Raw genomic sequence first — 13,347 nt, 5'->3', positions numbered from 1 at the left:
CTTTGGCAGAAACAGAATGCCCGAAAGTTGAGAGCACCCCCCGAGGGTAATCATGCCGAAACATCTAGCGCGCATCCATAGGCACGCTAACGTTCTTAAGAAACATTGCCTTGAGCAGCAGGCCAAAGGGCCATGGTATTATGCGCTTCACTGTCCAACCAGCCGACTTCAGCTTAGGACTTTACCTCGTCGGCATCGGTCTTCAAATCAGGATCGTTGTAGTTGTTCGGATCGAAATCCTCGGGGTCAAAGGGATCTTCATGCTCGGCAATACCACTCACATGTGTGGTGCCGCTTTCTTCGTCGAACACCAAACCATAGTTCGCCTTGCCTTCGCTTTTATAGCGCTGAAACTCGTGAATGCCTGCGTAGACAAAAACCAGAGTGATCGGCAACAGAATCAGAAATGCAACAATTTGGGCGTCCATAAGCGCGCTCCTTAACCTATTTGTCGGGGGCCGTATCACCGGCGGGCGCCTGCATTTGGCACTGCGCGGCCAGTGAACTCGCCTGAGATATAATGTCTGCCGCGCAGCATCGCGCGGCTGGACCAGATGCGCCCCTATCTGAACCGCCTTGTAGGTGAAAGCATTAAACGCGGCATTTTGTTCCCTAGCCCCTTATTTTTCTGGCCATGGCTGGATTTGCGCAGCGTTACGAACGCTGCCTTCACCTACAAAAACCTCCCACAAGTCACGCGGCACCAACTGCTTCAAACCATGCTCTAGACGGCCAATGCGCCCAACAAATAGCGGCAAACGCGCAGCCCTGCGCCCCGGTTCCTGAAAAAACCGCGCGTTACAAAAGCTTCGTCAAACTTAAACATTCGTGACATTCACCACTGCGATAGCTCGCCCCGCAAACCCCGGGGGACTTATGCTCGTCATTTCTGAACTGACCAAAACATTCGGCGCAAACACAGCGGTGGCCCGCGCCAATCTGCAGGTCGACAAACCGCAGATGATCGGGATCATTGGCCGCTCTGGCGCGGGGAAATCCACGCTGCTGCGGATGTTGAACCGACTGACCGATTCCTCCTCGGGGCAGATCCTGTTCCAAGGGCGCGATGTGACCGCCCTGCGCGGCGCGGCCCGGCGCGGCTGGCAGGCAGAATGCGCGATGATCTTTCAGCAGTTCAACCTCGTCCCGCGGATGGATGTGGTGTCGAATGTGCTGCACGGCACGCTCAACCGCCGCTCGACGCTCAGCAGCATCTTCAACCTTTATCCCGATGCCGACATCACCCGCGCGATTGAAATCCTCGACCGTCTGGGCATCGCGCAGCACGCGCCCAAACGGGCCGAGGCGTTGTCAGGCGGGCAGCAACAGCGCGTCGCCATCGCCCGCGCCCTGATGCAAGACCCGCAGATCATTCTGGCCGATGAACCCATCGCCAGCCTCGACCCGATGAACGCGCAGGTGGTGATGCAATCGCTGCGCCGCATCCACGAGGAAGACGGCCGTATGGTCATCGCCAACCTTCACACGCTGGATACCGCGCGCCGCTACTGCGACCGCGTGGTGGGGATGCGCGACGGCAAGATCGTCTTTGACGGCACGCCCGAGCAACTGACCACCAGCATGGCCCGCGAAATCTACGGTGCAGACAGCAGCTTCTCCGAAGCCGCCACCTCAACCGAGATCGAAACGCTGGACAAGGTGCCAGCCTGACACGACCCGCCCCAAGGGGCATATTTTCAAACTGGAGACGACAAAATGAAGAAGCTCATCGCCGCCGCACTGGCTTCCACTGCCCTGACCGGCGCTGCACTGGCTCAATCCGCCGATGTCACCGAATTCCGCATCGGCATCCTCGGCGGGGAAAACGCGCAGGACCGGATGAACTCCTACGAATGTCTGCGCGGCTACACCGAAGAGCGCCTTGGCGTTCCGGCTAAACTCTTTGCCCCGGCCGACTATAACGGCGTGATCCAAGGTCTGCTGGGCGGCACGCTCGACATGGCGTGGCTGGGTGCCTCGGCCTATGCCGCCGTTTACCTGCAAGACCCCGAAGCGGTTGAGCCAGTACTGGTCAAGATCAACCTTGATGGCTCCTATGGCTACCACTCCATCGGCTTCGCCCGCAAAGATGCGGGCATCAACAGCCTCGAAGACATGCAGGGCAAGGTCTTTGGCTTTGGCGATCCAAACTCCACCTCCGGCTACCTGATCCCCTCCATCGAAATCCCCCAGACGACCGGTGCCACCATGGAATCCGGCGACTACTTCGGCGAAGTGAAATTCACCGGCGGCCATGAGCAGACCATCGTCGCGGTCAACAACGGCGACGTGGCGGGCGGCGTGACATGGGCCGACGGTCAGGGCAACTGGGAAGACGGCTATAACTCCGGCGCGCTGCGCAAAGCCGTGGACGCGGGCCTCGTCGACATGAATGATCTGGTGGAAATCTGGCGCTCCAAGCCGATCCCCGAAGGCCCGGTCGTGCTGCGCAAAGACCTGCCCGAAGAGGTCAAAACAACCATGACCCAACTGGTGGATGAGCTGCACGAAATGGACGCCGACTGCGCCTATGGCGTGGCTGCGGGCGAGAGCCTTGGATTCGATCCGATTGCGCATGACGCCTATGTCTCCATCGTCGAAGCGCGCAAGGCGAAATCCAACTGATCCGACAGAACGACAGACATCTGGCAGGTCCCGGCAACGATTGTCGGGGCCTGTCGTCATAGGGGGACGACAGATGCACCAGACCACCACCGCACCGCAGATCACGGCGGACTACCTTGCCCATACCCGACAAAAGCGGGTGATGAATATGATCCTGCTGGTCGTTTTCGTGGCCCTGCTAATCGGCGGTTTTAGCACCGCCAATGCCCGTAACGCGGGCGGGTTCTGGAACGGGCTGCCCAATGTCTTTGACTTCCCCGCCGATGTGCTGAGCGAGGCTTGGGAGCGCGCCCATCTGCTGCCCGGCTATTTCGTCAAATACCTCCCCTCTCTGATTGAGACCGTGAACATCGCCGGGGCTGCCACGCTGATCGGTGCGCTCTTTGCCTTCTTCGCCGCGCTTCTGGCCACACGCGGCCTTGCCCCCGCGCCTTGGCTCGTCGGCCCTCTGCGCCGCCTGCTAGACGTGCTGCGCGCCGTGCCTGAAATTGTCGTCGCCCTTGTGCTGATCTTTTTGCTCGGTGGTGGCCCGGTGCCTGCGATGATCGCCATCGCGCTGCATACCGTGGGCGCGCTTGGCAAACTTTTTTCCGAGGTGAACGAGAACGCCTCCCTCAAACCCGTCGACGGCCTTGCCTCTGTTGGGGCGGGCTGGCTGCAACGCATGGTGCTGGGCGTCGTGCCACAGGTCGCGCCCAACTACCTCTCCTACGCGCTGCTGCGGTTTGAGATCAACATCCGCGCCTCGGCCATCCTCGGCTTCGTCGGCGCAGGCGGCATCGGCTATGACCTGCGCAACACGATGTCTTGGGGCCAAGGGAAATTCGACGAGGCGGCGGCGATCTTTCTGCTGCTCTTCGGCACCATCATCATTGTCGACCAAGTCTCAAGCCATTTCCGCAACCGGCTGACCCATGGCCGCGCCTATAAGGACAAGGGAGCCATCCTGTGACCGACCTTACCGCTTCCACCCTCCCCGCTCAGCAGGTCGCCAGCCGCAGCTTCCGCCGCAAACGCATGGCGAGCCTTGCCGCGCCGGTGCTGATCCTTGCCTACCTCACCTACGTCTTCTTCGCCTTCGACGTGGCGGGGCTGGGCGATCGCATCAACGTGTCGAACATGAAGACGCTGGTCGCCGACAGTTACAGCTACAAAACCCATGTCGCCCGCGACAACCGCAATGGCGAGATGGAGATCGCCATCGAGGGCGAGCGCAAGGGCCGCTACGCCCCCGGCACCGCGCCCGATTGGGTCACCTTGGGCGAGACGACCCGCGTCGAATTGGGCAATGGCCATACCGTCGAACTGGGGCCGGAGGTGCGCTATGACGTGCCGGGCTACGGGCTGATCACCGCCACACCGGGCAGCAGCGGCGTCAATGCCTCCCTGCCCGACGGCCCCCTGCCCGAATGGATCAACGCCTCGAAAAACCGTCTTGCCATAACCACGGACGCGGGCCGCCTCACGATCACCCGCAACCGGGCCGAGGTCTTCCGCTATTTCAATGGGTGGGAGCTGTTCTTCTTCACGCTCGACAGCCCCTATCACGGCATGTCCCCGCTAGAGCTGCTGCGCAGTGGTGAATACGGCGCGATCTGGCAGGATTTTTGGACCAACAAAATGTGGCGTCATGGCGATGTGGCATGGGCGCTGGTCGAGACGGTCCTGATGGCCTTTCTCGGCACCTTTGGCGCGGCGATGATCGCCCTGCCGTTGGGCTTTCTGGCCGCCAAGAACTTCTCGCCCCTGGGCGGTCTGCGCTTCGCGGCACGGCGGCTCTTCGACTTCCTGCGCGGGGTCGACGGGCTGATCTGGACCATCGTTCTCTCCCGTGCCTTTGGCCCCGGCCCGCTGACCGGCTCGCTGGCGATCCTGCTGACCGATACCGGCACCTTCGGCAAAATCTTCTCCGAGGCGCTGGAGAATGTGGATGACAAACAGATCGAGGGCATCGCCTCAACCGGGGCCGCCCCCGTGCAACGCTACCGCTTTGGCGTGATCCCCCAGATCACCCCGGTCCTGCTCAGCCAAGTGCTCTACTATCTGGAGTCGAACACCCGGTCTGCCACCATCATCGGCGCGATCACCGGCGGCGGCATCGGCCTGCTGCTGACCCAGGCCATCATCACTCAAAAGGATTGGGAGGAGGTGAGCTATTACATCGTGCTCATCATCCTGATGGTTATCGCGATGGACAGCTTCTCGGGCTGGCTGCGCCGCAAGCTGATCGCGGGCAATGAGGCGGGCCACTGATGGCGCGTCTCAAAGCCGACGCGCCTTTCCTCCACCCGGACTGCGAAGTGACAGACACGCAGTTCGGGCGCTATGTCGAGATCGGGCGCGCCACCCGCCTCGCCCACTCAGAGATCGGGGATTACTCATACTGCGACCGCTGGTGCGACATCGCCAACACCCAAGTCGGCAAGTTCAGCAATATCGCCGCCAGCGTGCGCATCGGGGCCACGGATCACCCGATGGAAAAGGCCAGCCTGCACCACTTCCACTACCGCGCCGGGGATTACTTTGACGGGGCCGAGGATGACGCCGATTGGTTCGCCCTCCGCCGCAGCCGCCGCACGGTGATCGGCCATGACACATGGTTGGGCCACGGCGCGCAGGTTCGGCCCGAGGTGACGATCGGGCACGGCGCGGTGGTGGCGGGCGGGGCCATCGTCACCCGCGATGTCGCCCCCTATATGATCGTCGCTGGCATCCCCGCCAAACCGCTGCGCCGCCGCTTTTCCGAAAGCATCGCCGCGCGGATGGAGGAATTGGCGTGGTGGGATTGGCCCCATGACCGGCTGCAAGCATCGCTCAAGGATCTCCAGACCCTGCCCGCCGAAGCGTTTTTGGAAAAATACGCCTAGTCGCCGGGGTTGAGGGTCAGCGTCACCCGATCACCCGCGAACCACGTCACCCCGTATTCCACCGGCACGCCCCCGGGGTCCACGTTGATCCCCGCCGAGCGCAGGATCGGCGCGCCTTCGGACAGCCGCAGATGCAGCGCCTGCGTGGCATTCGCCAGCTTCGCAGTCAGCCGGGTCGAGGCGCGGGTGTAATCCGCCACCCCGCCCTGCGCCAAGGCAGTGGAGACCGAGCGGCTGGTCTCAAGCGCTTCCAACAGATCGGGAAACCGCGCGGCGGGGAAGATGCTGCGAAAGATCGCGATGGGCTGCTCATCGGCCAGCGACAGCCCTTCATAGACATGCACCAGCGCCTCGCCTTCCAGCCTAAGCTGCGCGGCCTCATGGGCCGAAGCGGCGCGCGTCTCCAAGGTCAAAATCTCCTTGGCTGGCACCCGCCCCGCCGCCGCGAGGTTCTGGTGAAAGCGCACCCGTTTGCCGATTGGATAATCCGTGGGCCGCTGCGCCACGAAGACCCCCGCCCCGCGACGGCTATAGGTCAGCCCGCTCTCGTTCATGTCGCTAATCGCGCGGCGCACCGTATGGCGATTCACGCCAAACCGCGCCGCCAATTGCGCCTCGGTCGGAAGCCGGTCGCCGGGGGCGTATTTCCTCGCGGCGATGTCATGGGTCAGCGTGGCGGTGATGGTTTTCCAAATCGCAGTACGGGCCATGTCGCAGAAGTTTCACATATCCAAGCTTGCGCCAGCAGGAGGCCAGCGGCTAATACTTGTCTAGTTGTATAGTAAATTAGACAAATGCACAAGGTGTCTAGATGACCGTTGAAACCAAGGAAAAGACCCGCGACAGGCAGGCTTGGATGGGCCTGCTCGGACGGGCCGAGGCCCGTGATCTCGCCCGGCTTTGGGAGGGCTTCGGCCCCCTGCCCGCCCATGAGATACTCCGCGCGCCCGAGATCGGCGGCGTCATGCTGCGGGGCCGGATGGGGGCTGTGGGCGATGCCTTCAACATGGGCGAAATGTCGGTCACGCGCTGTTCGGTGCGGCTAACGGATGGGCCAGACGGCCACGCCTATGTCCAAGGCCGCAGCCGCGACAAGGCGCTGCAAGCGGCCCTTACCGACGCGCTGATGCAAAGCGATGCGGCGGATGAGGTCCGCGCCAAACTGCTCGACCCGCTGGCCGAGATCGAAAGCCAGCGCCGCGCCAGCCGTGCCGCCAAGGCTGCCGCCACCAAGGTCGACTTTTTCACCATGGTCAGAGGAGAAGACTGATGCAGACCCTATCGCTGACAGGCGGGTTCCGCGACGCGCCGAAAGACGCCGCTTTTGCCTTTCGCGCGGTGATGAACGCCATGGCCAAACCGGGTGAGATCAATCGCGTGACCGGGGCCGAACCGCCTGCGGGCCTCTCCATCGCCGCCGGGGTCGTCCTGCTGACACTCTGCGACCCCGAAACGCCGCTCTACCTCGCCCCCGGCTTTGACCGGCCCGAAGTGCGCGACTGGATCACCTTCCACACCGGCGCGCCCTTCGCCCCGGCCAATGCGGCGCACTTCGCCTTAGGCGCTTGGGACGACCTGCCGCGCGGCGACTTCCCCCTCGGGACCGCCGCCTACCCCGACCGCTCTGCCACGCTGATCGTTGAGGTGGATGATCTGCGCAGCGATGGCGCGACCCTCTCCGGCCCCGGCATCAAAGATAGTGCTGCGCTGTCGCTGCCCGACCGCATGGCCTTCCAACAAAATGCGGCACTCTTCCCCCGTGGTTTGGATTTCATTTTCACCTGCGGCGACCGTCTGGCGGCGCTGCCCCGAAGCACAAAGGTGTCCTGATGTATGTAGCGGTAAAAGGCGGCGAGCGGGCGATTGACAACGCCCACGCATGGCTTTCCGAAGAGCGGCGCGGTGACGCAAGCGTGACCGAACTCAGCGTCGCGCAAATTCGCGAGCAGATGACGCTGGCGGTGAACCGGGTGATGGCCGAAGGCTCGCTCTATGATCCCGACCTCGCCGCGCTGGCGATCAAACAGGCGCGGGGCGATCTGATCGAAGCGGTGTTTCTGATCCGCGCCTATCGCACCACCCTGCCGCGTTTCGGGGCCTCGCGCCCGATGGACACCGGCACCATGGCCTGCGACCGCCGCGTCTCGGCCACCTTCAAGGATGCGCCTGGCGGGCAAGTCTTGGGGCCGACCTTCGACTACACGCACCGGCTGCTGGATTTCAAACTTGCCGCCGATGGTGAGGTGCCCCCGGCCCCCGAAGCGCCTGAGGGCGCGCCACCCGCAAAGGCGCCGCACATCATGGAATTCCTCGACCGCGAAGGGCTGATGCAGCGCGACACGGACAGCAAGACCCTGCCGCGCGATCTAACCCGCGAGCCGCTGGAACTCCCCGCCACCCGCGACCTGCGCCTGCAAGCGCTGACCCGCGGCGACGAGGGCTTCGTGCTCGGCATGGCCTATTCCACGCAGCGCGGCTATGCGCGCAATCACGCTTTCGTCGCGGAGCTGCGCATCGGCAAAGTCGCGGTCGAGATGGACATCCCCGAACTGGGTTTCGCCATCGAGATCGGCGAAGTTGAGCTGACCGAATGTGAAACGGTGAACCAATTTGCAGGCTCCAAGACCGAGCCGCCGCAGTTCACCCGCGGCTATGGGCTGGTCTTCGGCATGTCTGAGCGCAAGGCGATCTCGATGGCGCTGGTGGACCGGGCATTGCGTTGGGAGGAGTTGGGCGAAGACAACCTCGGCGCGCCGGCGCAGGACGCGGAATTCGTGCTTTATCACGCTGACAACATTCAGGCGACGGGGTTCTTAGAGCATATCAAGCTGCCCCATTACGTCGATTTCCAATCCGAACTCGAACTGATCCGCAAACTGCGCCGCGAAGCTGCGGCGGCGGCCCAAGACGCACCACGGGAGGCCGCGGAATGAACCCTGCCATGACACAGAGTGACCAAGACAGGCATGAGGAGCGGGGCATGAATGACTACAATTTTGCCTATCTAGACGAGCAGACCAAGCGAATGATCCGCCGCGCGATCCTAAAAGGGTTGGCGATCCCCGGCTATCAGGTGCCCTTTGCCAGCCGCGAGATGCCGATGCCTTACGGTTGGGGCACCGGCGGGGTGCAGGTCTCTGCCGCGGTGCTGACGCCCGAGGATACCTTCAAGGTGATCGACCAAGGCGCGGACGACACGACCAATGCCGTCTCGATCCGCCGCTTTTTTCAGAAGACGGCTGGCGTTGCCGTGACCGAAGCCACGACCGAGGCCAGCGTCATCCAAACCCGCCACCGCATCCCCGAAGCCGCGCTGCGCGAGGATCAGGTGCTGGTCTATCAGGTGCCGATCCCCGAACCGCTGCGTTTTCTCGAACCTTCAGAGGTCGAGACCCGCAAAATGCACGAGCTGGAGGAATACGGGCTGATGCATGTGAAACTCTACGAAGACATCGCCCAGCATGGTGCGATTGCCACGGCCTATGCCTATCCAGTCAAGGTCGAGGGGCGCTATGTGATGGACCCTTCGCCGATCCCGAAATTCGACAATCCGAAACTGGAAATGGCCGCGATCCAACTCTTCGGCGCAGGGCGTGAGCAGCGGATCTATGCGCTGCCGCCCTATACGCAGGTCGTCTCGCTGGATTTCGAGGATTACCCCTTTGAGGCGAGCAAGGCCGACCATCCCTGCGGCCTCTGCGGGGCCGAAGACAGCTATCTGGATGAGTTGATCGTCGATGACGCAGGGGGGCGCTTGTTCATGTGCTCCGACACCGATTATTGCGCGGCCCGTCAGGCCGCCGGGCATCGCGGCGCGGATGCGGCCCCTGTGTTGGAGGGCATGGCATGACCCCCTTGTTGCAAGTTGAAAACATCGCGAAATTCTATGGCGCGCGGATCGGCTGCACTGATGTCAGCTTTGATCTCTACCCCGGTGAGGTCATGGGCATCGTCGGCGAGAGCGGCTCGGGCAAGTCGACGCTGCTGAACACGCTGGCGGGGCATCTGACGCCTGATCGCGGGGCGGTGCGTTTCGACACCCGCGCCGATGGGCTGCGCGACACAGTGACGATGAGCGAGCCGGAGCGCCGGATGCTGTCGCGCACCGATTGGGCCTTTGTCCACCAGCACGCGCGCGACGGGCTGCGCATGAACGTCAGCGCAGGCGGCAATGTGGGCGAGCGGCTGATGGCCGTGGGCGCACGGCACTACGGCGACATCCGCGCCAGCGCCACCGATTGGCTGGGCAGGGTGGAGATCAACGAAGACCGGATCGACGACCGGCCTTCGGCCTTCTCTGGCGGGATGCAGCAGCGCTTGCAGATTGCCCGCAACCTCGTGACCGGGCCACGATTGGTTTTCATGGACGAACCCACCGGCGGGCTGGACGTAAGCGTTCAGGCACGACTGCTCGACCTGCTGCGCGGTCTGGTGCGCGAGATGGGGCTGAGCGCCATTATCGTGACCCATGATCTGGCGGTGGTGCGGCTGCTGGCGGATCGGCTGATGGTGATGAAAGACGGCCATGTGGTGGAAACCGGACTGACCGATCAAGTCTTGGACGACCCGCAGCATGGCTATACCCAGCTTTTGGTCTCTAGCGTGCTACAGGTGTAATCATGCAAGAAAAACCATTCAATTTCAAAGTTATACTAAACAAGGCTAAACCATGATACGCGTTGAACATGTGAGCAAATCCTTCACCCTGCACAATCAGGGTGCGGCGGTGATCCCGGTGATGCGCGGCGGTGAATTGACCGTGGCGCGGGGCGAATGCGTGGCGCTGACCGGGGCGTCGGGGGCCGGGAAATCAACGCTGATGCGGATGATCTATGGCAATTACCTGACCGCCTCGGGCCGGGTCATGGTGGGCGATCTGGATGTCGCCCAAGCCGCCCCGCGCGAGATATTGGAGCTCCGCCGTCATGTGCTGGGCTATGTCAGCCAGTTCCTGCGCGTCGTGCCACGGGTGGCGACGCTGGATGTGGTGGCCGAACCGCTCCGGGCGGTGGGCAGCAACGAAGCCGAGGCACGGGCGCGGGCCGGAGAATTGCTGGCGCAGCTCAACATCCCCGAACGCCTCTGGCAGCTCAGCCCGACGACCTTTTCAGGCGGGGAGCAGCAGCGGGTGAACATCGCCCGTGGCTTTGCGCATCCCTATCCCGTCCTGCTGCTGGACGAGCCGACGGCGAGCCTTGATGCCACCAACCGCGCGACGGTGCTGGCGCTGATCGAAGATGCCAAGGCCCGCGGCACGGCGATCTTGGGCATCTTCCATGATGAGGCCGCCCGGGACCAAATCTGCGACCGCGAAGTGGACGTGACCCGTTTCACCCCCGGATTGGCCGCATGAGCGGGCGCTTTATCGCAGTCGTAGGCCCCTCCGGCGTTGGCAAGGACAGCGTGATGGAAGGACTGGCCGAAGCCCTGCCCAACCTCTTCCTCGCCCGCCGCGCCATCACCCGGCCCGGTGAGGCCGGGGGCGAGGATTTCGACGGGATCAGCGAGGCGGCGTTTCTGCGGCTCGAAGCGGAGAGCGCCTTTGCCCTGAGCTGGGCCGCGCATGGGCTGCATTATGGCATTCCCATCGCGGTTGAAATGGCGCTGGCTGAGGGGCGCGATGTGCTCGCCAACCTCTCACGCGGGGTGCTGACCGAGGCCAAACTGCGGTTTGCGCGGTTCGAGGTGCTGTCGCTCACCGCCTCCCCTCAAGTCTTGGCCGCGCGGTTGCGGGGCCGTGGGCGCGAGACGGAGAAGGAGATCACCGCCCGTCTGGCACGGGCCGAGCGCGCCCTGCCCGATCATATTACGGCGATGGAGATCGACAACTCCGGCCCCTTGGAGCAGACCGTGGCGCAGGCGCTGGCGGCACTTTACCCCGAGAGGGCGGCGCGGTGAACCTCATGGAACATACCGTCTTCGGCTTGCCCTACAAGCGTCAGGCTGTCCAGCACGAAGGGCTGCGGCAGATGCGGCGTGATATAGGGGGCCAGCGCTGCGGTGACCTGCGGCAGATCGCCCTTGGGCAGCTTGCCGGTCAGGGTGATGTGAAAGCGGAACGCCTCCATCACGTAAGGATAGCCCCATTTGGTGAGGTTCGCCTCTTGAGCAGGCGTCAAGTTGGCTTGGCGGCGGCGGGCCAGATCGGCCTCGGTCGGCGGCGCGCGGAAAGTATCGAGGCCGCGCAGCACCTCGGCGGCCATGGCGTTGAGCGCGGCGGTGTCCCCCTCGGGCGTCAGCGCCAGAAAGCGGCCCAGCGGGGTGAGCGCAAGCCCGTCGAGCGTGATCGGCGAAAGCCGCGTACAAAGCGCCTCGAACCCGGCCATCAACCCGTCAGCCGTGGTGCCTTCGGCCAACACAAAGGGCGGTTTAATGGTCGCATGCAAACCGTATTTGCGCGGCGTCTGGGTCAGGGCGTCCACGTCCAGCCCGGCGACCGCTGGATGCGCCACGGCGCAGCCCCGCGCCACATCCCAGCCCAGCCAAGCGGCCCCAGCCTCGGCCAATGCGCCCTTGGGCGTGTAATAGATCGCGTAGCGGTCGAACTTCATTCATCTTCTCCCTGCATCCATGGATGCGCAACAAGCGTGACGTTCACATGACAAAAGAAACCATTCTCGCCAATGCCAAAATCATCCTGCCCGATGCGGTGATCCCCGGCAGCGTGGTGCTGCGCGATGGGGTGATCGCCGATATCGCCGAAGGCACCGCTCTGCCCAAGGGGGCGGTCGATTGCGAAGGACGCACCCTCGCCCCCGGTCTGGTGGAACTGCACACCGACAACCTTGAACGCCACATGAAGCCGCGCCCAAAGGTTGACTGGCCGCACCGCGCGGCGATCATCGCACATGATCGCGAATTGGCGGGCACCGGGATCACCACCGTGTTTGACGCGATCCGGGTGGGGTCGATCGTCTCGGACGACGGGCGCAAACGCTATGGAAAATATGCCCGCGACATGGCCGACGAAATCCTGATGATGCGCGACAGTGGGGCGCTGGCGATCAGCCACCATATCCACCTGCGGGCCGAGATCTGTTCGGAAACGCTGGAAGAGGAACTGGCCGAGTTTGGCCCCGACGACAAGGTCGGCATCGTCAGCCTGATGGACCATACGCCAGGCCAGCGCCAGTTCCGCGATGTGCAAAAGTTCGAGGATTACGTCTGCGGCAAGAACGGTCTGCCCCGTGAGGATTTCGGCGATTACGTCACCTTCCTGCACGGGCTGCAAGAACGGCTGGGCGCGAAACATGAGGCGGCAGCGGTGGCAGCAGCAGCGCATTACGGCGCGGCGCTGGCCAGCCATGATGACACCACGGCAGAACAGGTGGCCACCAGCCACGGCCATGGCGTGCGGCTGGCTGAATTCCCCACCACACGCGAGGCGGCAGAAGCCTGCCATGCCCAAGAGATCGCCACGATCATGGGTGCGCCCAACCTCGTGCGCGGCGGATCGCATTCAGGCAATGTGGCGGCAAAGGAATTAGCGGAACTGGACCTGCTCGACATCCTATCATCGGATTACGTGCCCGCAGCGCTGCTATTGGGCGCGGTGCAACTGGGTGAGCTTTGGGGTGATATGGCACGGGGGCTGGCGACCGTCACCCGCACGCCCGCGCACCACGTAGGCCTGACCGACCGGGGGGAGATTGCCCTTGGGATGCGGGCCGATCTGATCGAATTTGAGGTGATGAAAGACGCGCCGATCCTCCGCTCGGTCTATGCGATGGGCAAGCGGGTGGCCTAAGCAAACAGAGTTTCTACGCAACGTGCATCCGCCGATTTCGGCGGGTGCCGACAGGCCGTTCGGTATCACCGCCGCCGAATGCTGCCCCGCGCAGAGGTGGTTTGACAT

Annotated in this window: 16 protein-coding genes; 13 read left to right on the top strand and 3 right to left on the bottom strand. The window is 63.4% G+C overall.

The genetic code is table 11. The features are described 5' to 3' along the window. Positions 1-173: 173 nt before the first annotated feature. A complete protein-coding gene (locus BM229_RS15450; protein WP_093928517.1) occupies positions 174-428 on the bottom strand; it encodes a hypothetical protein in 255 nt (84 codons plus the stop codon). A gap of 448 nt (positions 429-876) precedes the next feature. Between BM229_RS15450 and phnC the strand changes: the two genes are divergently transcribed. The 5 genes from phnC to BM229_RS15425 all read left to right on the top strand — a co-directional run bounded on the left by phnC (position 877) and on the right by BM229_RS15425 (position 5,492). Further along, complete coding sequence (gene phnC / locus BM229_RS15445) at positions 877-1,671, top strand: phosphonate ABC transporter ATP-binding protein (RefSeq protein WP_067623287.1); 795 nt, start codon at positions 877-879, stop codon at positions 1,669-1,671. Positions 1,672-1,716: 45 nt separating this feature from the next. Next, positions 1,717-2,625, top strand: coding sequence for a phosphonate ABC transporter substrate-binding protein (gene phnD, locus BM229_RS15440; protein WP_093928516.1), 909 nt, complete (start codon positions 1,717-1,719; stop codon positions 2,623-2,625). A gap of 73 nt (positions 2,626-2,698) precedes the next feature. Next, positions 2,699-3,577, top strand: a complete 879-nt coding sequence (phnE, locus tag BM229_RS15435; RefSeq protein WP_093928515.1) for a phosphonate ABC transporter, permease protein PhnE — start codon at positions 2,699-2,701, stop codon at positions 3,575-3,577. Positions 3,578-3,642: 65 nt separating this feature from the next. Beyond that, complete coding sequence (gene phnE / locus BM229_RS15430) at positions 3,643-4,878, top strand: phosphonate ABC transporter, permease protein PhnE (RefSeq protein WP_244152229.1); 1,236 nt, start codon at positions 3,643-3,645, stop codon at positions 4,876-4,878. Then, entirely contained in the window at positions 4,878-5,492 is a 615-nt protein-coding gene (locus tag BM229_RS15425) for an LbetaH domain-containing protein (protein WP_093928513.1), read from the top strand. Before phnE (BM229_RS15430) ends, BM229_RS15425 begins: the two co-directional genes overlap by 1 nt. Here BM229_RS15425 and phnF read toward each other — a convergent pair. After that, a complete protein-coding gene (gene phnF, locus BM229_RS15420; protein WP_093928512.1) occupies positions 5,489-6,202 on the bottom strand; it encodes a phosphonate metabolism transcriptional regulator PhnF in 714 nt (237 codons plus the stop codon). The two genes, BM229_RS15425 and phnF, sit on opposite strands and share 4 nt — an antisense overlap. 101 nt (positions 6,203-6,303) lie before the next feature. On the opposite strand from phnF, the gene phnG reads away from it, so the two are divergent. Genes phnG through phnN form a run of 7 tightly spaced genes read left to right on the top strand, consistent with a single transcriptional unit; the run spans position 6,304 to position 11,390 of the window. Continuing rightward, positions 6,304-6,762, top strand: coding sequence for a phosphonate C-P lyase system protein PhnG (phnG, locus tag BM229_RS15415; RefSeq protein WP_093928511.1), 459 nt, complete (start codon positions 6,304-6,306; stop codon positions 6,760-6,762). Further along, the gene (gene phnH, locus BM229_RS15410; RefSeq protein WP_093928510.1) at positions 6,762-7,322 is read left to right on the top strand and encodes a phosphonate C-P lyase system protein PhnH; all 561 of its coding nucleotides are present in this window, start codon (positions 6,762-6,764) and stop codon (positions 7,320-7,322) included. Before phnG ends, phnH begins: the two co-directional genes overlap by 1 nt. Next, complete coding sequence (locus BM229_RS15405) at positions 7,322-8,425, top strand: carbon-phosphorus lyase complex subunit (RefSeq protein ID WP_093928509.1); 1,104 nt, start codon at positions 7,322-7,324, stop codon at positions 8,423-8,425. Before phnH ends, BM229_RS15405 begins: the two co-directional genes overlap by 1 nt. A gap of 47 nt (positions 8,426-8,472) precedes the next feature. Beyond that, positions 8,473-9,342: an alpha-D-ribose 1-methylphosphonate 5-phosphate C-P-lyase PhnJ gene (locus BM229_RS15400; protein ID WP_093928508.1), complete on the top strand. Its 870-nt coding sequence runs from the start codon at positions 8,473-8,475 to the stop codon at positions 9,340-9,342. After that, entirely contained in the window at positions 9,339-10,109 is a 771-nt protein-coding gene (gene phnK, locus BM229_RS15395; RefSeq protein ID WP_007117460.1) for a phosphonate C-P lyase system protein PhnK, read from the top strand. Before BM229_RS15400 ends, phnK begins: the two co-directional genes overlap by 4 nt. Before the next feature lie 52 nt (positions 10,110-10,161). Then, a complete protein-coding gene (phnL, locus tag BM229_RS15390) occupies positions 10,162-10,845 on the top strand; it encodes a phosphonate C-P lyase system protein PhnL (protein WP_093928507.1) in 684 nt (227 codons plus the stop codon). After that, positions 10,842-11,390 (top strand): phosphonate metabolism protein/1,5-bisphosphokinase (PRPP-forming) PhnN, encoded by a 549-nt coding sequence (gene phnN / locus BM229_RS15385; RefSeq protein ID WP_093928506.1) that lies wholly within the window; start codon positions 10,842-10,844, stop codon positions 11,388-11,390. Before phnL ends, phnN begins: the two co-directional genes overlap by 4 nt. Here phnN and BM229_RS15380 read toward each other — a convergent pair. Further along, positions 11,366-12,043, bottom strand: coding sequence for a DUF1045 domain-containing protein (locus BM229_RS15380; RefSeq protein ID WP_093928505.1), 678 nt, complete (start codon positions 12,041-12,043; stop codon positions 11,366-11,368). The genes phnN and BM229_RS15380 overlap by 25 nt on opposite strands. Positions 12,044-12,090: 47 nt before the next feature. Here BM229_RS15380 and BM229_RS15375 point away from each other — a divergent pair, with 47 nt between their 5' ends. After that, a complete protein-coding gene (locus BM229_RS15375; RefSeq protein WP_093928504.1) occupies positions 12,091-13,239 on the top strand; it encodes an alpha-D-ribose 1-methylphosphonate 5-triphosphate diphosphatase in 1,149 nt (382 codons plus the stop codon). The last annotated feature ends 108 nt before the right edge of the window (positions 13,240-13,347 follow it).

It is taken from the genome of Sulfitobacter dubius, from assembly GCF_900113435.1.
Classification (GTDB): domain Bacteria; phylum Pseudomonadota; class Alphaproteobacteria; order Rhodobacterales; family Rhodobacteraceae; genus Sulfitobacter; species Sulfitobacter dubius.
This window is presented reverse-complemented; position numbering and strand designations above follow the sequence as displayed.